The sequence below is a fragment of the Burkholderia sp. AU18528 genome, from assembly GCF_002223215.2.
In the GTDB taxonomy this organism is placed as follows: Bacteria; Pseudomonadota; Gammaproteobacteria; order Burkholderiales; family Burkholderiaceae; genus Burkholderia; species Burkholderia semiarida.
The window spans coordinates 185,459-208,906 of the sequence record NZ_NKFC02000008.1 but is presented as its reverse complement, the minus strand read 5'-3'; the positions used below and the strand labels follow the sequence as shown (position 1 = coordinate 208,906).

20 protein-coding genes are annotated in these 23,448 nt (G+C 66.6%); 6 read left to right on the top strand and 14 right to left on the bottom strand.

Annotated features, from left to right (window positions below):
- Nucleotides 1-416 precede the first annotated feature (416 nt).
- The 4 genes from CFB52_RS34465 to CFB52_RS35345 all read right to left on the bottom strand — a co-directional run bounded on the left by CFB52_RS34465 (nt 417) and on the right by CFB52_RS35345 (nt 4,367).
- Complete coding sequence (locus tag CFB52_RS34465) at nt 417-602, bottom strand: hypothetical protein (protein WP_144029781.1); 186 nt, start codon at nt 600-602, stop codon at nt 417-419.
- Between the two features lie 321 nt (nt 603-923).
- Nucleotides 924-1,466 (bottom strand): hypothetical protein, encoded by a 543-nt coding sequence (locus tag CFB52_RS30480; protein WP_099318304.1) that lies wholly within the window; start codon nt 1,464-1,466, stop codon nt 924-926.
- 372 nt (nt 1,467-1,838) lie between these two features.
- Complete coding sequence (locus tag CFB52_RS30475) at nt 1,839-3,824, bottom strand: gamma-glutamyltransferase family protein (RefSeq protein WP_099318303.1); 1,986 nt, start codon at nt 3,822-3,824, stop codon at nt 1,839-1,841.
- A gap of 123 nt (nt 3,825-3,947) precedes the next feature.
- Nucleotides 3,948-4,367 (bottom strand): hypothetical protein, encoded by a 420-nt coding sequence (locus CFB52_RS35345; RefSeq protein ID WP_180278284.1) that lies wholly within the window; start codon nt 4,365-4,367, stop codon nt 3,948-3,950.
- 64 nt (nt 4,368-4,431) lie between these two features.
- Here CFB52_RS35345 and CFB52_RS30465 point away from each other — a divergent pair, with 64 nt between their 5' ends.
- The gene (locus tag CFB52_RS30465) at nt 4,432-5,367 is read left to right on the top strand and encodes a tyrosine-type recombinase/integrase (RefSeq protein WP_099318301.1); all 936 of its coding nucleotides are present in this window, start codon (nt 4,432-4,434) and stop codon (nt 5,365-5,367) included.
- Nucleotides 5,368-5,406: 39 nt separating this feature from the next.
- Here CFB52_RS30465 and CFB52_RS30460 read toward each other — a convergent pair whose 3' ends face one another.
- From CFB52_RS30460 to CFB52_RS30450, 3 genes are all read right to left on the bottom strand, one after another.
- Nucleotides 5,407-5,886 (bottom strand): RES family NAD+ phosphorylase, encoded by a 480-nt coding sequence (locus tag CFB52_RS30460; RefSeq protein ID WP_099318300.1) that lies wholly within the window; start codon nt 5,884-5,886, stop codon nt 5,407-5,409.
- Nucleotides 5,883-6,338: an antitoxin Xre/MbcA/ParS toxin-binding domain-containing protein gene (locus CFB52_RS30455; protein WP_006480981.1), complete on the bottom strand. Its 456-nt coding sequence runs from the start codon at nt 6,336-6,338 to the stop codon at nt 5,883-5,885. The genes CFB52_RS30460 and CFB52_RS30455 overlap by 4 nt, the downstream gene beginning before the upstream one ends.
- A 343-nt stretch (nt 6,339-6,681) precedes the next feature.
- Complete coding sequence (locus CFB52_RS30450; RefSeq protein WP_059579583.1) at nt 6,682-7,323, bottom strand: HD domain-containing protein; 642 nt, start codon at nt 7,321-7,323, stop codon at nt 6,682-6,684.
- 172 nt (nt 7,324-7,495) lie between these two features.
- On the opposite strand from CFB52_RS30450, the gene CFB52_RS30445 reads away from it, so the two are divergent.
- The 3 genes from CFB52_RS30445 to CFB52_RS30430 all read left to right on the top strand — a co-directional run bounded on the left by CFB52_RS30445 (nt 7,496) and on the right by CFB52_RS30430 (nt 10,059).
- Nucleotides 7,496-8,461, top strand: coding sequence for a GlxA family transcriptional regulator (locus tag CFB52_RS30445; protein WP_089466000.1), 966 nt, complete (start codon nt 7,496-7,498; stop codon nt 8,459-8,461).
- Nucleotides 8,462-8,748: 287 nt separating this feature from the next.
- A complete protein-coding gene (locus CFB52_RS30435) occupies nt 8,749-9,060 on the top strand; it encodes a DUF4148 domain-containing protein (RefSeq protein ID WP_060317460.1) in 312 nt (103 codons plus the stop codon).
- Between the two features lie 285 nt (nt 9,061-9,345).
- Complete coding sequence (locus tag CFB52_RS30430) at nt 9,346-10,059, top strand: dienelactone hydrolase family protein (RefSeq protein ID WP_059579575.1); 714 nt, start codon at nt 9,346-9,348, stop codon at nt 10,057-10,059.
- Between the two features lie 132 nt (nt 10,060-10,191).
- On the opposite strand, the gene CFB52_RS30425 is transcribed toward CFB52_RS30430, so the two are convergent.
- The 4 genes from CFB52_RS30425 to CFB52_RS30410 all read right to left on the bottom strand — a co-directional run bounded on the left by CFB52_RS30425 (nt 10,192) and on the right by CFB52_RS30410 (nt 17,293).
- Nucleotides 10,192-11,724: an efflux transporter outer membrane subunit gene (locus tag CFB52_RS30425; protein ID WP_099318299.1), complete on the bottom strand. Its 1,533-nt coding sequence runs from the start codon at nt 11,722-11,724 to the stop codon at nt 10,192-10,194.
- 2 nt (nt 11,725-11,726) lie between these two features.
- Nucleotides 11,727-14,918, bottom strand: a complete 3,192-nt coding sequence (locus CFB52_RS30420) for an efflux RND transporter permease subunit (RefSeq protein ID WP_099318298.1) — start codon at nt 14,916-14,918, stop codon at nt 11,727-11,729.
- 15 nt (nt 14,919-14,933) lie between these two features.
- Entirely contained in the window at nt 14,934-16,187 is a 1,254-nt protein-coding gene (locus tag CFB52_RS30415; protein WP_099318297.1) for an efflux RND transporter periplasmic adaptor subunit, read from the bottom strand.
- 224 nt (nt 16,188-16,411) lie between these two features.
- Complete coding sequence (locus tag CFB52_RS30410) at nt 16,412-17,293, bottom strand: LysR family transcriptional regulator (protein WP_059579561.1); 882 nt, start codon at nt 17,291-17,293, stop codon at nt 16,412-16,414.
- 594 nt (nt 17,294-17,887) lie between these two features.
- On the opposite strand from CFB52_RS30410, the gene CFB52_RS30400 reads away from it, so the two are divergent.
- Nucleotides 17,888-18,868 carry an AraC family transcriptional regulator gene (locus CFB52_RS30400; protein WP_180278288.1) on the top strand — a complete coding sequence of 327 codons (981 nt, stop codon included), beginning with the start codon at nt 17,888-17,890 and terminating at the stop codon, nt 18,866-18,868.
- A gap of 69 nt (nt 18,869-18,937) precedes the next feature.
- On the opposite strand, the gene CFB52_RS30395 is transcribed toward CFB52_RS30400, so the two are convergent.
- Together CFB52_RS30395 and CFB52_RS30385 are read right to left on the bottom strand one after the other, a co-directional pair.
- Complete coding sequence (locus tag CFB52_RS30395; RefSeq protein WP_059579558.1) at nt 18,938-19,888, bottom strand: LysR family transcriptional regulator; 951 nt, start codon at nt 19,886-19,888, stop codon at nt 18,938-18,940.
- A 305-nt stretch (nt 19,889-20,193) separates the two neighbouring features.
- Nucleotides 20,194-21,492: an adenylosuccinate synthase gene (locus CFB52_RS30385; RefSeq protein WP_099318296.1), complete on the bottom strand. Its 1,299-nt coding sequence runs from the start codon at nt 21,490-21,492 to the stop codon at nt 20,194-20,196.
- 140 nt (nt 21,493-21,632) lie between these two features.
- Between CFB52_RS30385 and gcvA the strand changes: the two genes are divergently transcribed.
- Entirely contained in the window at nt 21,633-22,538 is a 906-nt protein-coding gene (gene gcvA, locus CFB52_RS30380) for a transcriptional regulator GcvA (protein ID WP_060310042.1), read from the top strand.
- Between the two features lie 153 nt (nt 22,539-22,691).
- Here gcvA and CFB52_RS30375 read toward each other — a convergent pair whose 3' ends face one another.
- Nucleotides 22,692-23,006, bottom strand: a complete 315-nt coding sequence (locus tag CFB52_RS30375) for a hypothetical protein (RefSeq protein ID WP_059579550.1) — start codon at nt 23,004-23,006, stop codon at nt 22,692-22,694.
- Between the last annotated feature and the right edge of the window lie 442 nt (nt 23,007-23,448).

Genomic DNA, 23,448 nt, shown 5'->3' with positions numbered 1-23,448 from the left:
CGATCTCGTTTTTCAACGGTCGGATTACATATAATAAAAAAGTAATTTGCAACCATTTCATTTTTCATCGAACGCCTTCTTATAATTTCGCAATCCGAATCAATTTAATTATGAAATACCTCATTAGTACCAATGCGAATCACAAGATGACACGCAATTGACACCGATCAGATAATCATCGCTTCGATCACGAAAATAACGTGCTACCCCTGCGATTCATCAGGCACGGGCTGACGAGTTCAGAAAATTCGGCGGGATTCTCCCAACGTCGGCATAGCCTGCTTTGCAGGCGGCCCTCAAAGTCACATCCATCTGAAACCCCATCAACGTCGATGGTGGCGATCGACAGAGAATACAAATCGCTCGTATTTATAAACCAACCCCCACTTTTCTTGCAAACACTTTATTCAATCATTTCAAATACCTTTACGGCGATCGTCATTGAGCCATGAAAGTGAAAATTGCGAGCGATAGCTGCTTGATAGCAGCATCGAAAGGCTCGGCTTGCGCGCCGACATCAGGTTGCTGCGCCTGTCAATGTGCCGCCCGGGCATCCAGGCGTGAAGAGATACGGAAACACCGGACAAGGCGGGCTCATCCATTCCACGGCGCTCCGATGTCACTCGACATGCCGCCTGGACGATAGGCTCCTTGAAGTCGCCAAAGCGCCCCGCATCGGGGGCCGCCGAAATGTTCGGGGTGGATACGCCGTTCCGGTGTCCCCGGCCCGATGGCCGTCTCCTTTCGGCGTCGAGTTCAGTCGAGCGCCCACTTTTTTATTTCTGTCATCCTAATCAATATCGATGCACTCATGCTGCCGTGTTTCGACATGAGGCACCGCGCACGACACATCGCGTTTCCCCAATAGAAAAGCCCGGCCCGCATCGAAGCGGGCCGGGCCGTGACGCGATGCGTGCTACTTGTTACAGCGCGCCGCCTTGCGCCGACGCCGAGCCCTTCACGCCAACCGACGCGCCGCCCTGCACCGAGTTCGTCGCGCCTTCGAGCGCCTCGCCGGCCTTCGCCTTCGCGCCGCCGGCGACGTCGCCCGCGGTCGACACCGCGCCTTGTGCATGGCTCTTCGCCGAGCCGGCGACGCGCTTCACGTGCGACTTCGTCGCGTGGACGGCCGATGCCGCCGCATCCTTCGTCGCGCCGGCCGCCGAACCGACCGCCTGCGTCGCGCCGCCGACCGCCGCGCCGGCTGCCGAGCCCACGCCGCCGACCGTCTTGCCGACGCCGTTCAGCGCGCCGCCGACGACATCGCCCGCGCCCGAACCCGAACCTGCCGCATTCGCGCCGCCGCCGGCCTGCACACCCACGCCGCCGCCGAGCAGCGGCGTCTGGACCTGGGCGCCGACGCCTGCGGAACCCTGCGCACCGGTCTGGGCCGTCTGTGCGAATGCAGCCGAAGTCGCCATCGCCGTCAGAGCGGCACCCAGCAGAATCGTGCGAATCGTGTTCATGGTCATTCTCCCCAAAGACGTTGTTGCTGCGGGCCGCCTTCGTGCGGCTTGTCGCATGCCTCGCCGCGACATGCGGCAGGTGGGGCTAATGTAGCGGCGGCGGCGTGCAAAACGATCGAATTGCGGGGACTGTTACTTCCGTTGCAAATGCTGACGATTGACTCACACTGTTTGACAATCGGAGGGTTGCGGCGGGGCGGCCGCTCTATTCGACGATGGACGGGCGCAGTCCGGGCCGGCAGACGTGCTTCATGCCGGCCGCCTCATCTGCATTCCGAAGGATGAGGATCGCGTGGCCGTCGATGCGGCCGCGTCACGATGCACGGCCCCGGCCGCTAACGAGCGGACCGGGGCCGTGCGTACGCTGCCCGGCTACGGCCGGAACGTATCGCCGAGCACGATGCCTTCGCGACGCGGATCGGTGCCGCCCTGCAACGCGGGCGACTGGCCGACCGTCACGCGCATCACCGTGTTGACGCCGCTCGCCTGAGCGGACGTCGATACGTTGTGCCCGAGCGCGAGCAGCCCCGTGATCAGCGGATCGCTCGCGCCGTTGTTCGCCGGGTTGACGTTCGGATGCTCGCCGCCGATCGTGGTCGTCGGGCTGTTGCTCGCGCCGAAATCGACGAGCCCCGCCGACTGCTGCGCATCGAGCCCCCAGTCAAGCGCGCCAACCAGCGTCTTGACCACGTATTGCGGAATCGTGCCGCCGCCCGGCGAACCGGTCGCCATCACGAAGTCGCCGCGCGAGCCGTCGGCAGCCTGCCCGAACACGATCGTCGGCGCCATCGAGCTGCGCGGCCGCTTGCCCGGCTGCAGGCGGTTCGCGACCGGATTGCCGGACGTGTCGAGCGGGTTCGCGGAGAAGTCCGTCAACTGGTTGTTCAGCAGGAAGCCGTTGGTCATGTGAAACGAGCCCATGCTCGATTCGACCGTCGTCGTCGCGCTCAGCACGTTGCCGTCGCCATCCACGATCGTGAACTGGTTCGTGCCATGCTCGATCAGCGTCGTGTCGACGCCGAGCGGCACGGCACCGAGATTGCCGGGCTGCGCGGTGCCCATGCTCTTGGCCGGGTCGATCAGCGCCGCGCGCGATTTCAGGTACGGCTTGTTCAGCAACGTGTTCCACGTGCCGCCCGGCAGCGGCACGAAGTCGGTATCGGCCACGTACTTGTCGCGGTCGGCATACGCGAGCCGTTCGGCTTCGGTAATGAGATGAACGCCCGCGACGGTCGGCTTGCCGCCTTCGAGATCGATGGCCGTCGGTTTCAGCGACTTCAGGTCATAGTTCTCGAGGATGCCGAGCGCCGATGCGACCGCGATGCCGCCCGACGACGGCGGCGGCATCCCGCAAACCCAGTAACTGCGATAGGTCGTGCACACCGGGTCGCGGCGCTTCGCCTGATATGCTGCAAGGTCGGCGACGGTCGTCTTGCCCGGCGTGAGCGTCGAGCCGTCCGCGCCCTTCGTCGCGGCGATCTTCGCGACGATGTCCTGCGCGATCTGCCCCGTATACAGCGCATTCGCGCCCGACTGCGCCATCAGCGACAGCGTGCGCGCGTAGGCCGGATTCTTCAGGACGGTGCCGAGCGTCTTCGGCGAACCATCGGCGTTCAGGAAATACGCGGCGGCTTCGGGGTCGCGCTTCAGGTTCGCGGCATTCGCGGCGATCGCGTCGGCCAGCCGGCCGCCGATCGGGAAACCGTTGGTCGCGAGCGTAATCGCATCGCCGAACAGGCTCTGCCACGGCAAGCGGCCGTGATCCTGTTGCAGCGCCTCGATGAGCCGCGGCACGCCGATCGTGCCGATCGAGCGGCCGCTCGCGCGCGCGCTCGGCAGCGGCGCCGAATGATCGGTGGCGTCATCGACGTAGCGCAGGTAGTTCTCGGTCGCGGCGGCCGGCGCGGTTTCGCGGCCGTCGTATGCCTGCAGCGTCTTGCCGCGCGCATCGTAGTAGAGCAGCACGCCGCCCGAGCCGAGGCCCGTCGCCTCGGGCACCGTCAGGCCGAGCACGGCCTGCACGGCGACCGCCGCGTCAGCGGCCGTGCCGCCCTTCTTCAACACCGCGCAACCGGCCGCGCTCGCGTACGCGTTCGACGTGGCTACGAGGTACGTTTTCGCATAGACGGGCTTCATCCCGGTGCGATAGCCCGACGACGCTTCCGGCAGCGACGGGTCGCCCGGCTGGTTCGAGCCCACCACGACCGTCGCGCCGCTGTTGTCGACCGCGAGGCAGCTCGCATCGGCGGAAGGCGCGGTCGTGCGGGCCGCCTCGTTCTCGACGTCGCCGCCACAGGCGGTCAGCAGGGCTGCCGCGAGCAACGCGGACGCATACGGAAAAATCGCTGTTCTGTGCATTGTCTGCCGATGTTCCTGTCGATCGTTGCGATGGGCATCCTGTTGCCGGCAACCGCCTCGGTGCCCGGGCAACGTGTTCGATACTCGCACGGACAAAATTTTTCCGGCAATAGGGAAATCACGTCACGCAGCCGAAAGTTGTGTACGCAACGTCACCGAACCGGCATGCGGTTTTGCCTGCTGCATCGCAATGCGGCTTACATCGCGACGCAAATGGCGTTCGCCGTGCTCGCGCGGCCGGGCAGGCAAGCCCACGCCGGCGCGGCTGCGGCGCCTTCGCCCGACGCGCGGCAGCCGCGCCATTGCGCACGCTGCCCGCGCTTGACGACGCCTGCGTTCTTGCCTGAAGCTCGGCTTCCTCGCACGGCAGGCTGCGTTCATGCCGGCCGGCCGCAAACGGTCAGGAATCCCGATATCGAAGCAATGGAACCGCGTACCGGATACGTTCCGCGTCTTCATCACGCTGTTGCGCGTGCTCGTTCGCCTGACGATGAACGATGGCGACATCGACGGCACGCGTACCGCGGCCTGACGGATCGGCATCGCCGCGCTCCGCCCTGGCATCCGGACGATTGCCGGCGTCACCGCGTCCGGCTATAAAGCGGGGATGGACACGACTCGCTGGATTCACGACCCCGTCGGCGCGTTTCGCGCCTGGCAGGAAACCACTGCGGCCGGCGCCGGCCGCCGGCCGTTCGCGCCGCGCTCGGTCGTGCAGCACGTCGCGATGTTCGAGCGATTCCTGCGCCACCTGAGCGCACGCCGCGTGTCGCTCGCGACATTCGGGCCCGACCACGTCGCAGCCTTCCTCGCCGAACTCGACCGCACCTGCGCGCCCGACACGTCGACGCGCGTGCGCTATGCGAAGCTGATCGACCGGCTCGGCCGGCATCTGGTCGACACCGGTGTGCGGACGATCCATCCGGCCGGCCGATCGACGCGCGATCTCGCATGGCCGGACGGCGAGCCCGAGCCCTGCTACCTGCCGCCCGATGCCGACGCGGCGCTGCAGCGCCATGTGCAGCCTCGAGCGAACGACACGCCGGCCGACTGCCGGAATCGCGCGATCGTCGCGCTGCTGCTCGCGAGCGGCATCACGTCGGCCGAGATCCGCGCGGCGACAGGCGACGCACTCGATCTCGACGCGCGGCCGGCGGCATTGTCGGTGCCGCGCGATCGCGCGCGGCCGGCGCGCCGGATCGCGCTCGCCGCGTTCGCGGTGGCGCCGCTCGCCGCATGGCGCGCGCACTCGACCGACGTGCCGCCGTCGGCGCGGCTGTTTCCCGCGCCGCGCGGGGGAGCGATGAACGACATGTTCCTGCTGCTGGTCGTACGTGACGCGCTGAACGCGATCGGCTTTCGCGCAGCGGACATGAGCCCGCGCATACTCCGCAATACCTATGCGCGCCGCCAGTTGCTCGCCGGCCACGCGCATGCCGATGTCACGGCGATGCTCGGCCTCGCCAGCATGCGAACGGTCACGCGCATCCGGCAGACGCTGCCGCCCGATGCGGCCGCGGATCGCGCCGCTCACGAGCGCTGAACGCGCGCCGCCGGCGCGGATCGTGTTCCTCCCGGTTCGCTATTCGCCCGGCTTCGACTGGACCAGCCGCAGAATCCGCGTGTCGTACGGCGCTTGCATCACTTCCGCGATACGGATACTGGACGCGGCTGGATGCAGCGGATTCAACAGGAAGTTATGGGCGTGCGGCACGACGACGCTCGGCACGCGCAGCAGCGCGCTCGGCTGCGTGTGCAGCCACTCGGTGCCGGCGCTGCGGGTCCAGTCGACGTTCGTTCGCCAGTCCTCTAGCGCATCGCCTTCGGCGATTTCGGCCACGTCCACGGAATCGGGCACCTCGATACGCAGCAACTGGTAGCCGCTCGGCAATTGCGCGACGGTCGCGATTTCGAAATGAACCAGCGTCTCGAGCAACGCGAGCGCCGGATGCTCGGCGAGATACACGACCGGCTGCCCGGCGAAATGCCAGCGCCCACCGGCCCGCAACCCGCCGACGCCTTTCAGGTCGGCGTAATTGCTGATCCGCCACAGCGTCGTCAAGCGAAATACCCCTCGTCGATCTGCGTGAGGGCCTCTTCGACGAGCCGCGCGCCATGCTCGGTGCTCGCCATGTCGAGCGACGTGCGGCCGCCGAAGCGCTGGAGCCCGTTGCGCAGCCACGCCATCGCCTTGTCCTGGTCGCCGAACGTGGCCGTCGCCTGCGCGACGATGCGCGCGAGACGAATCGCCTTGTCCGACTCTTCCGGCGACAGGCGTTCGTGCGCCTGGCGACGATGGCTCAGCGTGCGGCGCGGGATGATGAAGGCCAGCTCGTCCGATTTCAGCCCGCGCTCGGACAGGCGATCGATCACCGACACGTCGACGCGCGCGCTCGCCAGTTCGGCCAGATCCGCGCCCGAGCGAACGCGGATCGCCAGCAGCTGTTCGAGAATCGTGAATTCGGCCTGACGCGGATGGGCGACGCCCGAAGGATGAAAAGCGATGGTGCTCATGACCTGTCTCCGGCAATTTGCCCAACCATTATAGGCGTTTTGCCGGATGCTTGCGGACGGCCGAGCATCGGGGTTTGCCCGTCGGGCTGGCAGGCCGGTATTCGGGGACACGCGAATCGGAGATTCGCCTCGGAGAGCGGGTACACAAATTCAGTATATAAAATTCACGTCCCTGATTACCCGAAGTTGTCACGTAACAATTTTCCGCCGGTAATACGCGAGTCGAACGAACGCCCCTTGTCCCCCGGGTCCGGCCAAGGCCGCGAGGGTGGCGTCGGCGCCGAATGCGCCGTACGCCCGGCAGTCGATCAACGTCGGCCGAGGCGCGGCCACCCTCCCCCGCTCAGCCGGCCCATGCGGACGCCCGAATCACGCTGCAGAAGTTGCCCGCACGGAAATGCGGATCCTTGTCCGCGAGCACGTCGGCCTTTACGTTGCCGAACGTCGTGCCGGGCTTGTGCTTGATGCCGTCGTAGAACGCCTGAATGATGTCTTCCTTGAAATGCGGCGTGCGCGGATGCGCGCGCACGACCGCTTCCCGCTCGACGTCGCTGTATTCCGGGTAAGCGAGGCCCAGTACGTCCATTTCGACGCCCGCCGTGACCAGCGCGACGACAGGATGCATGTGTTGCGGAATGCCGGGCGTGGTATGCAGTGCGATCGACGTCCACACGACGTCGATGTCCTGTTGCGATATCCCGTGGCCCTTCAGAAAATCGCGGGCGGCATTGGCACCGTCCACTTCAAAGCGCTCGCATGCGCTGCTGTGCCGGTGCGTGAGCCCCATGTCATGGAACATGCAGCCGCAATAGAGCAGCTCGGGATCGTAGTCGAGCCCGCGGCGCCGGCCCGCCAGCGCCGCGAAATAAAACACGCGGCTCGAGTGATGGAACAACAGCTCGGACTCGGTATCGCGCACGAGTTCGGTAATCTCGCGCGTCAGTCGCGTAGCGGGAAGGGTAATGCCGGCAACACTCACAGTCATGGTCGACCTCCGTGGAAGATACCCTCGATTCTCCGGAGTCCGACGTATGTCTTAAATAGACATGTCACGACAAATTCTGCCATTTTGCGCGATCGACGGACACGACGCCTGCACGGCGAATGCGGCGCCCCTATACTGCTGCGCATCACGTTCGATACAACACGCAACGATCATGCCGAAGGTCGTAGGTATTTTCGCCGTTCCGGGCGTTCAGCTGCTCGACGTCTCCGCGCCGCTCGACGTGTTCGCGCAGGCGAACGCCGAATGCGGGAAACCGTTCTATGCGTTGCGGATCATCGCGGCCGGGCCAGGCCCGATCCGCAGTTCGTCCGGTGCGCGGTTGCTGCCCGACTGGATCGCGCCCGACATCCCCGAGCGCATCGACACGCTGCTCGTCGCCGGCGCGCCGAACGCCGGCCAGATCGCGCTGCGCACCGACCTCCTCGCGTGGCTGCGCGCGGCGGCCGTGCAAAGCAGGCGCTACGGCTCGATCTGCACCGGCGCGTTCCTCCTCGCGGCCACCGGCCTGCTGAAAGGGCGTCACCTGACCACGCACTGGGCCGCTGCCGACGCGCTCGCGCAGGCGTATCCGTCGCTCGCGGTCGACGCCGACGCGCTGTACGTGCGCGACGGCAAGCTGCGCACCGGCGCCGGCGTCACGGCCGGGCTGGATCTGGCGCTCGCACTGGTCGAGGAAGATCTCGGCCGCGAGATCGCGCGGCGGGTCGCCGCGCAACTGGTGATGTTCTTCAAGCGCCCGGGCGGGCAGCTCCAGTTCAGCCGCAAGGGCGAAGCGCGCCCCGCCGGGCGTTCGGTGTTGCAGGAGGTCCAGCGCTGGATCGCGGCGCATCCCGAACTCGAGCATTCGGTGGCCGAGATGGCGAAGCATGCGGGCATGAGCGCGCGCCATTTCGCGCGGTTGTTCCGCGCGGAGGTCGGCATGACGCCGGCCGCGTGGGTTGAGGTGACGCGCATCTCGGCCGCCCGCCGGTTGCTCGAGAACGGCCACGACACGCCGAAGCAGGTCGCCGGGAAATGCGGCTTCGCGAACGTCGATACGCTCAGGCGAGCGTTTACCCGGCATGTCGGCATCACGCCGGCCGAATACCGGAAACGGCAGGCGACCCTGGCGGCGTGATGCGAAACGGGCAATGCCGACGGCCCCGCAAAAATAATTCGGAATGCGATTCAACTGCCCCTCTCGCATCTGTCGCGCCGATCGACTCGATCGCCCCCGAAGGCCCCGCTCGTGCTCCGGCACGCCCGCAATATTCAGACGAAACGCCATGCCGCGCGAATCGTTTACCCAGTTGCAATAATGATTCGCTGCAACGCGTATTTCCGACCGGTAACGCGATCGTTACGATGCAATCAACCGCTGAACGCAACGAGCGAAGCGCGAAATCAACAGAACCGGAGGTCACCATGAAGTCGTTCATCACCGCTGTCGTCGCCGCAACTGCCCTGTCCGCGTCGTACGGCGCATTCGCGCAATCGAACCCGTCGGGCTCGCTCACGCGTGCCCAGGTGCGTGCGGAACTCGTTCAGCTCGAACAGGCCGGCTACAAGCCCGAAGCATCCGATCCGTATTACCCGCGTGCACTGCAGGCCGCCCAGGCCCGCGTGACGAACGCCGATGAAACCGGCTACGGCGCGCAAGCAGCCGCCGGCGCGCGTGCCGGCCGCGCGATCGCGGTCAAGCAGGAAGGCCGCGACTCGATCTATTTCGGCCAGTAAGCCGGATACGCGCCCGCGTATTCACGGCGTACTCGCGCCGTATTCCGATACGCACGTCGTACACGCGACACCCCGCTCCCGTTCACCGGGGCGGGGTGTTTGCTTTCCGGTCGTCCGCTTCCGTCCCCCGGTCGCGCGACGCGGTACCGTTCACGCAGGCGTCCGGTGTTTGCGCATAGAATGGCCCGTGGTCGGCGCCGGCCGGAATGAACGCGAGCGGTATCACGACGCCCGCTGGCCGGCCCGATGTCGCACTCGGCGCATTTTTCGAAAAGGAGCGGTTTCATGTCTCAAACATCCGGTTCCACGATCACGTTTCGCCGCCCGGACGGTCAGGAGCTGCAGGGCTATCTCGCCACGCCGGCACGGACCGAAGGCGCGCCCGCGGTCGTCGTCATCCAGGAATGGTGGGGGTTGAACGACCAGATCCGCGGCGTCGCGGATCGTCTCGCGCGCTGCGGTTACTTCGCGCTCGTGCCCGACCTGTATCGCGGCAAGTCGACCGTCGAGGAGGAAGAAGCACACCACTTGATGACCGGCCTCGATTTCGGCGACGCCGCGTCGCAGGACATTCCCGGCGCGGTCGCGTACCTGAAGACGCTCGCGCCGCGTGTCGCGGTGACGGGCTACTGCATGGGCGGCGCCCTCACGCTGCTGTCGCTGCAGTATGCCGAAGCCGACGCCGGCGTCACGTGGTACGGTCTGCCGCCGCTCGACTACCTCGACCCGGCCAAGCTCAAGGTGCCGCTGATGGGCCACTGGGCGACGCAGGATGCGTTCTTCACGATCGACCAGGTCGACGCACTGGAAAAGAAGCTGACCGATGCGAACGTCGGTTTCGAATTCCACCGCTATCTCGCGCACCATGCGTTCGCGAACGAGACGGCCGTCGGCCCCGGCCGCATCGCCGGCACGCAGTTCGATCCGGTGTGGTCGCAGATGGCGTGGGATCGCACGCTCACGTTCTTCGGCCGGACACTCTGGACGAAGCAAGCGTAAAGTAATGCCGCGCCTCGCACGGGCGACCGTACACAAGACAACGCCACGGACTTTCGTCCGTGGCGTTCTCGTTTCCGCATACAGCCGGTTCGACACGCAAGCGCGGCAAACCGCGCCTGTCCCGCTCTGCGCTTACCCGTTCGTCGCCGCTGCCGACGCAGGCGCCGGCGCGGCCGCCTTGTCGTAGTCGACCGGCGCATCCGGCGCGCGCGGCGCTTCGCCGGCACGCTGGATCCACCCGCCGCCAAGTGCGCGGTACAGGTCGACCAGGTTCGTCCAGCGGGCCAGACGCGCGCTGATCAGCGACTGCTGCGCCGAGTACAGATCCGTCTGCGCGGTCAGCACCGACAGGTAGCTGTCGACGCCGTTCTTGTACCGCAGGTCCGACAGGTCGAAGCGCCGCTGCTGCGCGTGCTCGTTGCGCTCGAGCGCAGCGATCTGCTGGTCGTACGTGCCGCGTGCGGCAAGGCCGTCCGCCACTTCGCGGAACGCCGACTGGATCGCCTTCTCGTAGTTGGCGATCTCGATGCGCTTCTGCACGTTCGCGAGATTCAGGTTCGCGATGTTCTGCCCGCCCTCGAAGATCGGCATCGTGATCTGCGGCGCGAACGACCATGCGGCCGTGCCGGCCTTGAACAGACCGCCGAGCGTCGGGCTGCCGGTGCCGAACGCGCCCGTCAGCGAGATGCGCGGGAAGAATGCCGCGCGCGCCGCGCCGATGTTCGCGTTTGCAGCCAGCAGCGTCTGCTCGGCCTGCATCACGTCCGGACGCCGCGTCAGCAGATCCGACGGAAGGCCTGCCGGCACGTCCGTCAGCAGATTCTGTGCGTCGAGCGGCATGCCCGCCGGCAGGTCGTCCGGCAGCGGCTCGCCGATCAGCAGCACCAGCGCGTTCAGTGCCTGCGCACGCGCTCGCGCCTGCGCCTGCTGGTTCGCAAGCGCCGTCTCGACCACGGTCTGCGCCTGACGCAGCTCGAGCTCGGAGCCCGTGCCGTTGTCGAACTGCAGCTTCGTCAGGTCGTACGATGCCTGCGCGGTCTTCAGCGTGTTTTCCGTGACCTTCAGCAGATCGTCGGTCGACAGCAGCGTCAGGTACTGGTCAGCCACCTGCGACACCAGCGAGATTTCCGATGCCTGCCGGGCATACGACGTCGACAGGTACTGCGCGAGCGCCTGGTCCTTCAGGCTCTGCACGCGGCCGAACAGGTCGAGCTCCCACGACGCCGAGAGCCCGACGTTGTAGTTGCGCGAGATCAGCGGCTGGCCCGTCTGCGATACACCGGCCGGGAAACGCTGGATGCTGCCCGTGCCCGTGCCGTCGAGCGACGGGAACAGCCCCGCGCGCGTGATCTGGTACTGCGCGCGCGCCGCCTCGATGTTCAGCACCGACACGCGCAGGTCGCGGTTGTTGTTCAGCGCGATCTCGATCAGCCGCTGCAGGCGCGGATCGACGAAGAACTCGCGCCAGCCGATGGCGGTCGCAGCTTGCCCGTTCGCGCTGCGCGCGCCGGCCGCGCCCGGCTGCGTCGCGTAGACGCCGCCGGCCGGGTACGCCTGCGCGACGGGCGCGTCGGGCCGCTTGTAATGCGGCGCCATCGTGCAGCCGGCGGCAAACAGCGCGGCAGCCAGTGCGACCGCGGTTGCGGTCAAAGCATGTTTTCGCATCGTTACTGCCCCTTCGAATCGTGTGCGTCGTCGTGACCGTGCTGCAGGTCGCCCTGTACGAGACGCCATGCGTCGTCGACGTTTTCGGTCTCACCGCTGAAGATCGCGCGAACCCGCACGAAGAACATCGGGATCATGAAAATGGCGAGGAACGTCGCCGTGATCATCCCGCCGATCACGCCCGTGCCGATCGCGTGCTGGCTCGCCGAACCCGCGCCGTTGCTGATCGCGAGCGGCAGCACGCCCAGCATGAACGCGAGCGATGTCATCAGGATCGGACGCAGCCGCAGGCGCGCCGCCTCGATCGCCGCGCGCACCGGCCCCATGTTCCCGCCCGCCTGCAGCTCGCGCGCGAACTCGACGATCAGGATCGCGTTCTTCGCGGACAGGCCTACCGTGGTCAGCAGGCCGACCTGGAAGAACACGTCGTTCTCGAGGCCGCGCAGCATCGTCGCGAGCAGCGCGCCGACCACGCCGAGCGGCACGACCATGATCACCGAGAACGGAATCGACCAGCTTTCATACAGCGCCGCGAGACACAGGAACACGACGAGGATCGAGATCGCATACAGGATCGGCGCCTGCGAGCCCGACTGGATTTCCTGGAACGACAGCCCCGTCCACGAATAGCCGATGCCTTCCGGCAGCTTGCTCGCGAGCGCTTCCATCGCGGCCATCGCCTGGCCGGTCGACTTGCCTTCCGCGGCCTGCCCCTGGATCTCGATCGACGACACGCCGTTGTAACGCTCGAGCTTCGGCGACCCGTAGATCCAGTGGCCGCTCGAGAACGCGCTGAACGGCACCATCCCGCCCGAGCTGTTGCGCACGTACCAGATGTTCATGTCTTCCGGCGTCATCCGGAACGGCGCGTCCGATTGTACGTACACCTTCTTGATCCGGCCGTCGGTATCGAGGAAGTTGTTCACGTACTGCGACGCCCATGCGATCGAGAACGTCTGGTCGATCGCCGCGGCCGTCACGCCGAGCGCGTTCGCCTTCTCGCGATCGATGTCGACCTTGTACTGCGGCGTATCGTTCAGCCCGTTCGGGCGCACCAGCGCCAACGCCGGATCCTTCGCGGCCATCCCGAGCAACTGGCCGCGCGCGGCCATCAGCGCTTCGTGACCGAGGCCGGCGTTGTCCGTCAGCTCGAAGTCGAAACCGGCAGCGGTACCGAGTTCGGGAATCGACGGCGGGTTGAACGGAATCACCATCGCGTCCTTGTACGTCGAATAGTGCGCGAAGGTCCGGCCGATCAGCGCCTGCACCTTCCGGTCCGAACGCTGGCGCTGCTCGTACGGTTTCAGCTTCACGAACACGAGGCCGGCGTTCTGGCCGCGGCCCGCGAAGCTGAAGCCGTTGACCGTGAACACCGAGTCGACCACATCCTTCTCCGCGGTGGTCAGGTACGTGTTGATGTTGTCGAGCGTCCTGCCGGTCGTTTCCTGCGTGGAGCCGGACGGCGTCTGCACGATCATGAACATGTAGCCCTGGTCTTCATCGGGCAGGAACGACTTCGGCAGGCGCGCGAACATCACGCCGACCGCGAGGAACACGGCGAGGTAGATCACGAGCCAGCGGCCCGAGCGCCGAATCACGTGGTTCACGCCGCTCGTGTAGCGATCCCGGCTGCGATCGAAAGTCCGGTTGAACCAGCCGAAGAAACCCTTCTTCTCTTCGTGATGCCCCTTCTCGATCGGCTTCAGGATCGTCGCGCACAGCGCCGGCGTGAGAATCAACGCGACCAGCACCGACAGCACCATCGCCGACACGATCGTCAGCGAGAACTGACGATAGATCGCGCCGACCGAGCCGCCGGAGAACGCCACCGGCACGAACACCGCCGACAGCACGAGCGCCACGCCGACGAGTGCGCCGGTGATCTGCCCCATCGCCTTGCGGGTCGCCTCCTTCGGCGACAACCCCTCCTCGGCCATCACCCGTTCGACGTTCTCGACCACCACGATCGCATCGTCGACCAGCAGGCCGATCGCGAGCACGAGGCCGAACATCGACAGCGTGTTGATCGAAAAGCCGACGATACCCATGATCGCGAACGTGCCGAGCAGCACGACCGGCACCGCGATCGTCGGGATGATCGTCGCCCGCAGGTTCTGCAGGAACAGGTACATCACGAGGAACACGAGCACGATGCCCTCGATCAGCGTCTTGACCACTTCCTCGATCGACAGGCGCACGAACGGCGTCGTGTCGTACGGGTAGTGCACGACGAGACCATGCGGGAAGTACTTCGACAGCTCGTCGATCTTGGCCCGCAGCGCGTTCGCGGTCGCCAGCGCATTCGCGCCGGTCGCGAGCTGGATACCGAGGCCGGCCGTCGGCTGTCCCATGTACTTCGTGTCGAACGTGTAGTTCTCCGAACCCAGCGCCGCACGGCCGACGTCCTTCAGGCGAACCTGCGAGCCGTCCTGGTTGACCTTCAGCAGGATGTTGCCGAACTGCTCGGGCGTGCGCAGCAGCGTCGATTCGGTGATCGTCGCCTGCAGCACGGTGCCCGGCTTCGCCGGCGTGCCGCCGATCTGGCCGCCCGCGATCTGCACGTTCTGCTGCGTGATCGCGGCCGTCACGTCGGTCGGCGTGAGGCTGTAGTTGGTCAGCTTGACGGGGTCGAGCCAGATCCGCATCGAGAACTGCGAACCGAGCAGCAGCGTCTGGCCGACGCCGTTCACGCGGCTCAGCGGGTCGAGCACGTGCGACGCCACGTAGTTCGTCAGATCCTCCTTCGACATCCGGCCGTCCTCGGAGTTGAACGCGAACCACATCAGCCAGTTGCTGCTGGATTTCGTGACCTGCATGCCGAGCTGCTGCACGACCTGGGGCAGGTTCGGCGTCGCGAGCGACAGCTTGTTCTGCACCTGCACCTGCGCGACGTCCGGGTTCGTGCCCGGCGAGAAGGTCAGCGTGATCGTCGCGTTGCCCGAATCGTCGCTCGTCGACGACATGTACAGGAAGTTGTCGAGCCCGCTCATCTGCTGCTCGATCACCTGCGTGACCGTATCTTCCACGGTCTTCGCGGAAGCGCCAGGATAGTTCGCCTGGATCTGGATCGTCGGCGGTGCGATCGTCGGATACTGCGCAATCGGCATCTTGAAGATCGATGCGACGCCGGCCAGCATCAGCACGATCGCGATCACCCACGCGAAGATCGGGCGATCGATAAAGAACTTGGCCATGAAACGGACTCCCTGTTATTGCGCGCTCGACGCGGCGGTCGAACTCGCTGCGGCATTGGCTGCGGTAGTCACCGGCGTGGCGCTTGCCGGCGCGGCGCCGGCCGATGTGGCGGATGCGGCGTCCGGCGCCGGGGCGAGCTGCGCGGCGACGGTCTTTACCGTCGCGCCCGGGCGCACCTTGTCGACGCCCTGCACGATCACGTGATCGCCCGCCTGCAGACCGCCTTCGACGATCCAGTTCTGGCCTTGCATGCCGGTCGTCTTCAGCGGACGCGGCTCGACCTTGTTGCTGGCGTTCACGACCATCGCGATCGCCTGCCCCTTCTGGTCATGCGTGACGCCGATCTGCGGCACCAGGAACGCGTTCTCGTTCACGCCTTCCTCGATCCGTGCGCGCACGAACATCCCCGGCAGCAGCACGCGGCCCGGGTTCGGGAACACCGCGCGGATCGTCACCGAGCCGGTGGTCTGGTCGACCGTCACGTCCGAGAACTGCAGCTTGCCCGGCTCCGAGTAGGTCTTGCCGTCCTCCAGGATCAGCGACACCTTCGCCGCGCCCGGGCCGCTCGTCTTCAGACGGCCGCTCTGCACGTCCTGGCGCAGCTTCAGCCCTTCGAGGCTCGACTGCGTGAGGTCGACGTACACCGGATCGAGCTGCTGCACCGTCGACATCAGCGTCGCCTGGCTCGCCTGCACGTAGGCGCCCGGCGTGACCTGCGAGATGCCGACGCGGCCGCTGATCGGCGACACGACATCCGTATAGCCGAGGTTGATCTGCGCGGTGTCGACCGCCGCCTTGCCGGCCGCGACGTCCGCCGCGGCCTGGCCTTGCGTGGCGACCGCGTTGTCGTAGTCCTGCTTGCTGACCGCGTTCGCGGCGACCAGCACCTTGTAGCGCGCGACCAGCGCGTTCTGCGTGACGAGGTTCGCCTGCGCCTTCGCAAGCGTCGCCTTCGCGCTGTTCAGCGCCGCGATGTACGGCGCCGGATCGATCTTGTAGAGGCGCTGACCGGCCTTGACGTCGGTGCCTTCGGTGAATTCACGGCGCAGCACGATGCCGTCGACCCGTGCACGCACTTGCGCGACGAGGAATGCGCTGGTGCGGCCCGGCAGGTCGGTGAAGACCGGTACGGCTTGCGGCTGGACGGTGACGACGCCGACTTCCGGCGTTTGCGGCGGCGGTGCCGATTCTTTTTTTCCGCAGGCAGCCAGGAAAACCGCGGCTGCCGCGACAGTGATTAAGCGGTATGGAACCCGTTCGACGCGCATGGAGCGACCTCTCACAATTAGACGACCTTCAATGGGAATCATCAGATCTCCTCATGGCCCTGACGCGCGGCGGACCTGCAGCTTCCTGCCCGCCGCGGATGCGGACGCGTGTTGCGGGTGTGCGTTGCACCCTGCGGAGCGTTCGTGTGCCGAACTGCTTCCGAAAAAGAACGGCGAGCCCGCGCCTCCGGCGGGATCGCGTTGCCATGGATTCGGCCAGACCGCTAGCGCGCGGGTCGAAATGCGGCGCCGGCGAATTCGATGAACGCGCGCGCGGCAGCCGGCAGACGCGCGGCACGCGCATGCGCGAGCTTCAGCGTGACGGGCGCGAGCGGGTGGACCGGGGCCACGCGCACCAGCGTGCCGGCCGCCAGATCGGCATCGACGAGATACGCGGGCAGCACCGCCGCGCCCATGCCGGCGACGGCGAGTCGCCGCACCATCTCGAGATGGCCGACGCCCGTATTGCCGGGTGCTACGCCGGATCGAATCCCGGCCGCGCGGTCGTCGTCGGCCGCCGCCCGCTCCAGCCGCACGGCCGCGATGTCCGGCCAGTCGCCCGACGCAGCCGCGCCGCCGTGCGCGGCGACGTAAGCCGGCGCCGCGACGCGCACGGATTCGTACGCAGCCAGCGTATGCAACGCATGCGCGCCGGACACCGGCATGCCATCCGTCAGGAACGCGACGTCGATGTCCTCGGCGGTCAGGTCGACATGGGCATCGGTCAGCGTCACGGTCGGCCGCACGTCCGGAAACCGGTGCACGAAACGATCGAGCAACGCGCTCAACTGGCTGAGCCCGAACGCAACCGGTGCGGCCACGCGCAATACGCCTTCCGGCTTGCTGCCCATCGCGACGAAACGGCCGTCGATCTCGTCGATCGCACCGAGGATCCGCTCGACGCGCGCGAGATACAGCTCGCCGATTTCGGTCAGCGACTGATGGCTCGTGCTGCGTTGAAGCAAGCGCGCGCCGAGGCGCGTCTCGAGCGCCTCGACGAGCCGGCTCGCCATCGCCGTCGACACGCGCAAGCGCGTCGCCGCCCGACGAAACCCGCCTTCCCTTGCCACCGTCACGAATGCCCGAATCGATTGAAGTTGGTCCATTTCTCCGGATTCCCCTGCGCGCACGACTGCCCGTATCCCTGCACCGGACGCCGCGCCGCGCGCCGGCCCGCATCGAACCGGCCAATGCGGCGGCCCCGACGCCGGCTCATCCGGATCGGTCGGCCCGTGCGCGACAGGCGCGATCCGGCTTGCAACGGACGCAAACCGGCCTCGGCAAGCCCGATGCACGATCATTCAATAGCAGTCCTGAGTCTTTCCCGGCGATTCGCCGCGGCGACGCACGCGACAAGGCCGGCGGCGACCGCGCATCACGCGCACGGTATTGCCCGCGCCATCCGGGCACGCTGAATCGCATTTCTTCAGCAGGTGCAATGGTAGGGAAATCGCCGGGAAATGGCTTGCCCGATCCTGCGATTGTTTTGCCTTAATTTCCGAATTTGTGCGCCGCACACCGTGCAACGGCGCGTGACGCATCCGTCGAGCATGCAGGTCCGGATGATCGGGCTAATTTCGGACAGGTTTAGGCAATCCCGCGCACGCAACTTCACAGTACGATTGATCGCCGTGCCAGCACCTCGACAGGGGACGGCAGCCGCGCATCGCATCGCCCACTCCGTCAACCGCTCATGCAACATGGAAATCGACGCCCGAACGCCACCGCAACCGCGCACGCCGCCGGATCATGATGGTTGGTCGCCAGCCCGGTCGCCCGCGGCCCGGCTCGCGGCGCTGATCGCCGCGTACGCGCCGCACGACGGCATGTTCGACCTCCCGCTGCGCGGCATGCGCATCGCGCGTGCTTGCGCGCCGCCGGCGCAGTGGAGCCACGGCGTGCACCACGCGTGCCTGAGCATCGTCGGGCAAGGCGCGAAGTCGATGCGGGTCGGCGACGATACCTACACGATCGACGCATCGCGGATGCTGGTCGCAACCGCCGACCTGCCCGTGACCGGACGCGTGACACGCGCGAACCCGGCCGAGCCGTTCCTTTACGTGCAGCTCGCACTCGATCCGCATCGCATCGCGGCGCTCACGCCGCGCGTGTTTCCGCGTGGGCTGCCGAAAGCCGTCGACTGCCGGGCACTCGCGACGCACGACGCGACGCCGGAAATCGTCGACGCCGTCGGCCGGCTGATGCACCTGATCGCGCAACCGGACGATCTCGATCTGCTCGCGCCGCTGATCGTCGACGAAATCCTGATCCGGCTGCTGCGCGGCCCGTCGGGCGCGCGCGTCGCGCAGATCGGCGACGCCGGTTCGACCACCCAGCGCATTTCGCGCGCCGTCGCCTGGATTCGCGACCATTACCTCGACCCGATGGCGGTCGACTCGCTCGCGCGGCAGGTGGGGATGAGCCCGTCGACGTTCCACCATCACTTTCGTGCGGTCACGTCGATGAGCCCGTTGCAATGCCAGAAGGTGCTGCGGCTGCAGGAAGCGCGCCATCTGATGTGCCTCGCGGCAATGGACGCGCGGCAGGCGTGCCGAAGTGTCGGCTACGTGAGCGCGTCGCAGTTCAGTCGCGAATACGCGCGGCTGTTCGGCGATGCGCCAGGCCGCGACGTCGCGAGGCTGCGCGGCGAAGCCGTGCCGCTGTCGCGCGTCATACCGTGAATGGATATCGCGTGCGAGGCGGCGCTTCGTCACCTGCTCGATCGTCGGGCGGCTGCGCCCTCACGCGAATCAGGCATGACGGGACGCGCAGCAAGCGTTCGATGCAGCCTCGTCGGCGGCCAGCATTTCGGGCACGCACTCCCGCAGGAAATCGACGAACGTGCGGATCTTCGCATCGAGATACTGACGCGACGCATATAACGTATAAACCGTCAGCTTCTGCAGCCGGTAATCGGGCAGCACGCGCACCAGCGCCCCGCTCGCGAGCGCGGGCAGCGCCGCCGACATCGGCAGCGAGCCGATCCCGAGCCCCGCGCGCAGCGCGGCGCCGAGCGCATCGGCGATATTCACTTCGAAATCCGGTACCGGCAGCTCGAACGTTTCTCGGCCGTTCGGGCCGTCGAGATGCCAGCGGTCGCGCGGAAAGAGCGGCGTGACGAGCCGCAGGCACGCATGCCCGGCGAGATCGCTGACCGTGCGCGGCGTGCCGCGCGCCTTCAGGTAGGCAGGCGACGCGCACAGCACGCTGCCCACGTCACCGAGCCGCTGCGATACCAGCCCGGAATCGGGTAGCTCCGTCGTGCTCAACTGCAGCGACACGTCGTAGCCTTCGTCGATGATGTCGGGCACGTGCTGCGACAGCGTCAGCTCGACCGCGACGGACGGATAGCGCTCGCGGTAGCGCACGACCGCAGGCACCACGTAGGACTGGCCGAAACTCGTCGTCGCATGAACGCGCAGCCGTCCGGACGGCTTCGCCTGTGCATCGGCCGCCTCGGCTTCCGCTTCGTCGATATAGCCGAGGATGCGCTGGCAGCGGTCGAGATAGCGCTGCCCGGCGTCGGTCAGCGCGATGCGGCGCGTGCTGCGGTTGAGCAGGCGCGTGCGCAGATGCGTTTCGAGTTGCGCGACCGAGCGCGACGCGTAGGCCGTCGTGATGTCCAGACGCTGGGCCGCGCTCGTGAAGCTGCCCTCCTCCGCGACCCGGACGAAAATGCGCATCATCTGTAACGTGTCCATCGACCTGTTCCCGGGGATTGTCACGTCGCACCGCCGTGCAGCCACGGTGCCGACAACGCCGGCACACGCCGGTCCGGCGCGAATTGTGCGGAACAGTACAGCAGCGTTGCAGGCGTGTCCAGTTCGTCGTAGGCGGCGTGATCCGGCTGCCGAATCGTGCTGCCGGGCGGCTCGCCGGACGGCATCGGGACCGTGCATACACGCGTATCGGACGTACCGACGGGCCAACGGCATCGGCCGCCGAAAACGACCCGCAAACCGTCATGCCGCCAGCCGCTCGATTGACGCCGTTCGCATCTCGCGCGTTACGCAGCGCCCGCCGCATCGAACGGATTGCGCAACACGATCGTGTCGTCGCGCTCCGCGCCGGTCGTGATCATCGACACCGGCGCACCCGCCACGGCCTCGATGCGCGCGATGAAATCCCGCGCGGCCCGCGGCAGCGCCGCACGCTCGCGCACACCCTTCACGGAGCCTTGCCAGCCTTCGAACCGTTCGTAGAGCGGCTTCGCGCGCGACTGCGCATCGAGGCTCGCGGGCAGATGGTCGACGCGCGCGCCGCCGAATTCGTAACCGACGCACAGCTCGATCGATTCGAAACCGTCGAGCACGTCGAGCTTGGTGAGCGCCAGCGAATCGATGCCCGAAATCCTGACGGCCTGGCGCAGTTGCGCGGCGTCGAGCCATCCGCAGCGTCGCGGCCGGCCCGTGTTGACGCCGAACTCCTGTCCACGCGCGCGCAGCGTTTCGCCGGTGGCGTCGGTCAGCTCGGTGAGGAACGGGCCGCCGCCGACCCGCGTCGCATACGCCTTCGTGACACCCAGCACGTGGCCGAGCTTCGCCGCACCGAGCCCGGTGCCCGCCGCCGCGGCCGACGCCACGGTGCCCGACGACGTCACGAACGGATACGTGCCCCAGTCGATGTCCAGCATCACGGCCTGCGAACCCTCGAACAGAATGCGCTCGCCGCGGTCAGTCGCGTCGTTGAGGTCGGCCCAGACCGGACGCACGAACGGCAAGATCTTCGGTGCGAGCGCAACGAGTGTCGCCAGCATCGCGTCGCGATCGTACTCGTCGAGCCCCAGGCCGCGGAACCACGCGTTGTGATGATCGACCAGCACGTCGAGCTTGGCGGCGAGCCCGTGCGGTTCCGCGAGATCGCCGACGCGCAGCCCGCGACGCCCGACCTTGTCCTCGTAGGCCGGCCCGATTCCGCGCAACGTGGTGCCGATGGGCGCGCGGCGCAGCCGCTCCTGCGCCTGGTCGATCGCGCGGTGAATCGGCAGCACCAGCGTCGCGTTCTCCGCGATCGACAGGTTCTCCGGCGTCACCGGCAGCCCGAGCGCGGCCATCCGCCCGATTTCCGCGAGCAGCGCTTCGGGGTCGAGCGCCACGCCGTTGCCGATCACGCCGCGCTTGCCGCGCACGATACCGCTCGGCAGCAGCGCGAGCTTGTACGTGTTGCCGTCGACGACGAGCGTGTGCCCCGCGTTGTGGCCGCCGTTGTAGCGTGCGACGAGATCGGCCTGTGCCGCCAACCAGTCCACGACGCGCCCCTTGCCTTCGTCACCCCATTGGGCGCCCACGACCACCACGTTCGGCATGCTCCGCACTCCATGTGAGAAATTCAGACACTCGTTCGGCCGAATCGGCCGTTTGTGTGCCATATTGACGGAGCAGGATCACACGATCAAACGATTAAACCTGAACCATCGTATGAGTAAATCTCACACGAAACGATGCAATGGCCCGACGACTCCCTCCGTTGAATTCGCTGCGCGCGTTCGAGGCCGCCGCGCGGCTCGGCAGCTTCACCCAGGCTGCCGACGAGCTGTGCGTGACGCACGGCGCGATCAGCCGGCACGTGCAGCAACTTGAAGCGTGGCTCGGGCGGCCGCTGTTCGAACGCCACAACCGGCGCGTCGAACTGACTGCGTCCGGACGCGCGTACCTCGCGGAGGTCGGCGCATCGTTCGACCGGATCGCGCTCGCCACCGCGCAGCATTTCGGCCACGCGCAGCAGCGCGTGTTGCGCGTCAGCGCGCCTGCGACGTTCTCGCTGCGCTGGCTCGTCCCGAAGCTGTCGTCGTTCCAGGTCGCGCATCCGGCCATCGAGGTGCGGCTGTCGACGTCGAACGAGCCGATCGAAAAGTTGCGCGACAAGGTCGACCTGATCGTTCGCGGCGGCCCGCAGGCCGTCGACGGATACGTCGCGGAGGAATTCCTGTCCGAAGTCCGGCTGCCGGTGTGTGCACCGAAGCTGCTGGAGGGCCGGTCGCTGGATACGCCCGCCGATCTCGCCGGCTTCACGCTGCTGCACGCGGCGACCTATCCGGGCATGTGGCCGGAATGGTTCGCGGCCGCCGGGCATCCGAATCTCGTCCCGCGGCACTCGCTCACGCTCGAGCATTTCTACCTGACGTTGCAAGGCGCGCTCGACGGGCTCGGCGTCGCGATGGGACCGATCGCGCTCGTCGCCGACGACATCGCCGAAGGCCGGCTCGTGCAGCCGTTCAGCGAACCTGCGCTGCCGCCGTGGCGCTACTTCACGTATGTGGCGTCCGCGCGAGCGGATGACGACGCCGTACGCGCGTTCAAGGACTGGCTGAAGGTGGCGGGAAGCGCGACTGCGTCGGACGGGCAGGATTGATCGCACCCGCCCGCGGGGCGTGCATCGTCACGACATACAGGATTCCGAATTAAATGGAATAAACCTGCCGAACGTTCTTGCCTTCACGCATCGCGTGATCGCGATGCACGCGGCAAGCCGCGGATCGAACCGCGGCTTGCCGCCGAACGACGCTTACTGGCTTGCCGCACCTGCGGCCTTCTTCTCCGCGTTCTGCAGGTTCTGCGGATAGTTCGGATCATTGGCCGCCGGCTTGTAGCCGGCGTCTTCGAGTTTCTTCAATTCGGCGTTGTTCTTCGCACGCGCGGCCTTGCGCTCGGCTTTGCGTTTGGCCCTGGCTGCCTTGCGCGCTTCGCTCTTCGCTGCCTTCGCGTCCTGTGCAGCCGGCGCGCTGGCGGCATCGGTCTGCGCAAACGCAGGAACCGCCGAGCCGAACAGGAAAGCGGCTGCAGTAGCAGCCAACGTGAGTTTTCTGATCTGGATTCGCATCGCTGAACTCTCTTTTTTGATAACTATCACGGTTTGAAAGACCATCGAGATACCGCCCCCGCCCTGATCGATCGTCATGTCGCGATCAGGACCTGTGCATCATAACCGTGTCGCAAAAAATGTGGCGCGAACGTGACGACGGAATTGGGATACACGTATGGGAGACAACACGGTTTCCGCGGTCGGTGACGGGAGGAGTCGTATGCGATACGGCGCGACGCGCCGACGGCCGTTTCACCGGTGGTGATATCGATGCGCGCATGCGCGACGTGAAGATCGTCGTGTTTGCTCGATCACCGCAACAGCAGTCGATCCGTACGTCGCATCAGCGGGCGATGCGGCTCGAGCGGCGGTTTCTCCCATAAACGACCACGATTCGGTTCGTGGGCGATCGAGACGACTACATTGCGTCGTTGTGGCGGGCGGTAATGGGTGCCGCACG

Coding starts and splice junctions, on each gene's coding strand:
- CFB52_RS34465 (WP_144029781.1), bottom strand. CDS start 602: ATGGATGAGCCCGCCTTGTCCGGTGTTTCCGTATCTCTTCACGCCTGG.
- CFB52_RS30480 (WP_099318304.1), bottom strand. CDS start 1,466: ATGAACACGATTCGCACGATTCTGCTGGGTGCCGCTCTGACGGCGATG.
- CFB52_RS30475 (WP_099318303.1), bottom strand. CDS start 3,824: ATGCACAGAACAGCGATTTTTCCGTATGCGTCCGCGTTGCTCGCGGCA.
- CFB52_RS35345 (WP_180278284.1), bottom strand. CDS start 4,367: ATGCCGATCCGTCAGGCCGCGGTACGCGTGCCGTCGATGTCGCCATCG.
- CFB52_RS30465 (WP_099318301.1), top strand. CDS start 4,432: ATGGACACGACTCGCTGGATTCACGACCCCGTCGGCGCGTTTCGCGCC.
- CFB52_RS30455 (WP_006480981.1), bottom strand. CDS start 6,338: ATGAGCACCATCGCTTTTCATCCTTCGGGCGTCGCCCATCCGCGTCAG.
- CFB52_RS30450 (WP_059579583.1), bottom strand. CDS start 7,323: ATGACTGTGAGTGTTGCCGGCATTACCCTTCCCGCTACGCGACTGACG.
- CFB52_RS30445 (WP_089466000.1), top strand. CDS start 7,496: ATGCCGAAGGTCGTAGGTATTTTCGCCGTTCCGGGCGTTCAGCTGCTC.
- CFB52_RS30435 (WP_060317460.1), top strand. CDS start 8,749: ATGAAGTCGTTCATCACCGCTGTCGTCGCCGCAACTGCCCTGTCCGCG.
- CFB52_RS30430 (WP_059579575.1), top strand. CDS start 9,346: ATGTCTCAAACATCCGGTTCCACGATCACGTTTCGCCGCCCGGACGGT.
- CFB52_RS30425 (WP_099318299.1), bottom strand. CDS start 11,724: ATGCGAAAACATGCTTTGACCGCAACCGCGGTCGCACTGGCTGCCGCG.
- CFB52_RS30420 (WP_099318298.1), bottom strand. CDS start 14,918: ATGGCCAAGTTCTTTATCGATCGCCCGATCTTCGCGTGGGTGATCGCG.
- CFB52_RS30415 (WP_099318297.1), bottom strand. CDS start 16,187: ATGCGCGTCGAACGGGTTCCATACCGCTTAATCACTGTCGCGGCAGCC.
- CFB52_RS30410 (WP_059579561.1), bottom strand. CDS start 17,293: ATGGACCAACTTCAATCGATTCGGGCATTCGTGACGGTGGCAAGGGAA.
- CFB52_RS30400 (WP_180278288.1), top strand. CDS start 17,888: ATGGAAATCGACGCCCGAACGCCACCGCAACCGCGCACGCCGCCGGAT.
- CFB52_RS30395 (WP_059579558.1), bottom strand. CDS start 19,888: ATGGACACGTTACAGATGATGCGCATTTTCGTCCGGGTCGCGGAGGAG.
- CFB52_RS30385 (WP_099318296.1), bottom strand. CDS start 21,492: ATGCCGAACGTGGTGGTCGTGGGCGCCCAATGGGGTGACGAAGGCAAG.
- gcvA (WP_060310042.1), top strand. CDS start 21,633: ATGGCCCGACGACTCCCTCCGTTGAATTCGCTGCGCGCGTTCGAGGCC.
- CFB52_RS30375 (WP_059579550.1), bottom strand. CDS start 23,006: ATGCGAATCCAGATCAGAAAACTCACGTTGGCTGCTACTGCAGCCGCT.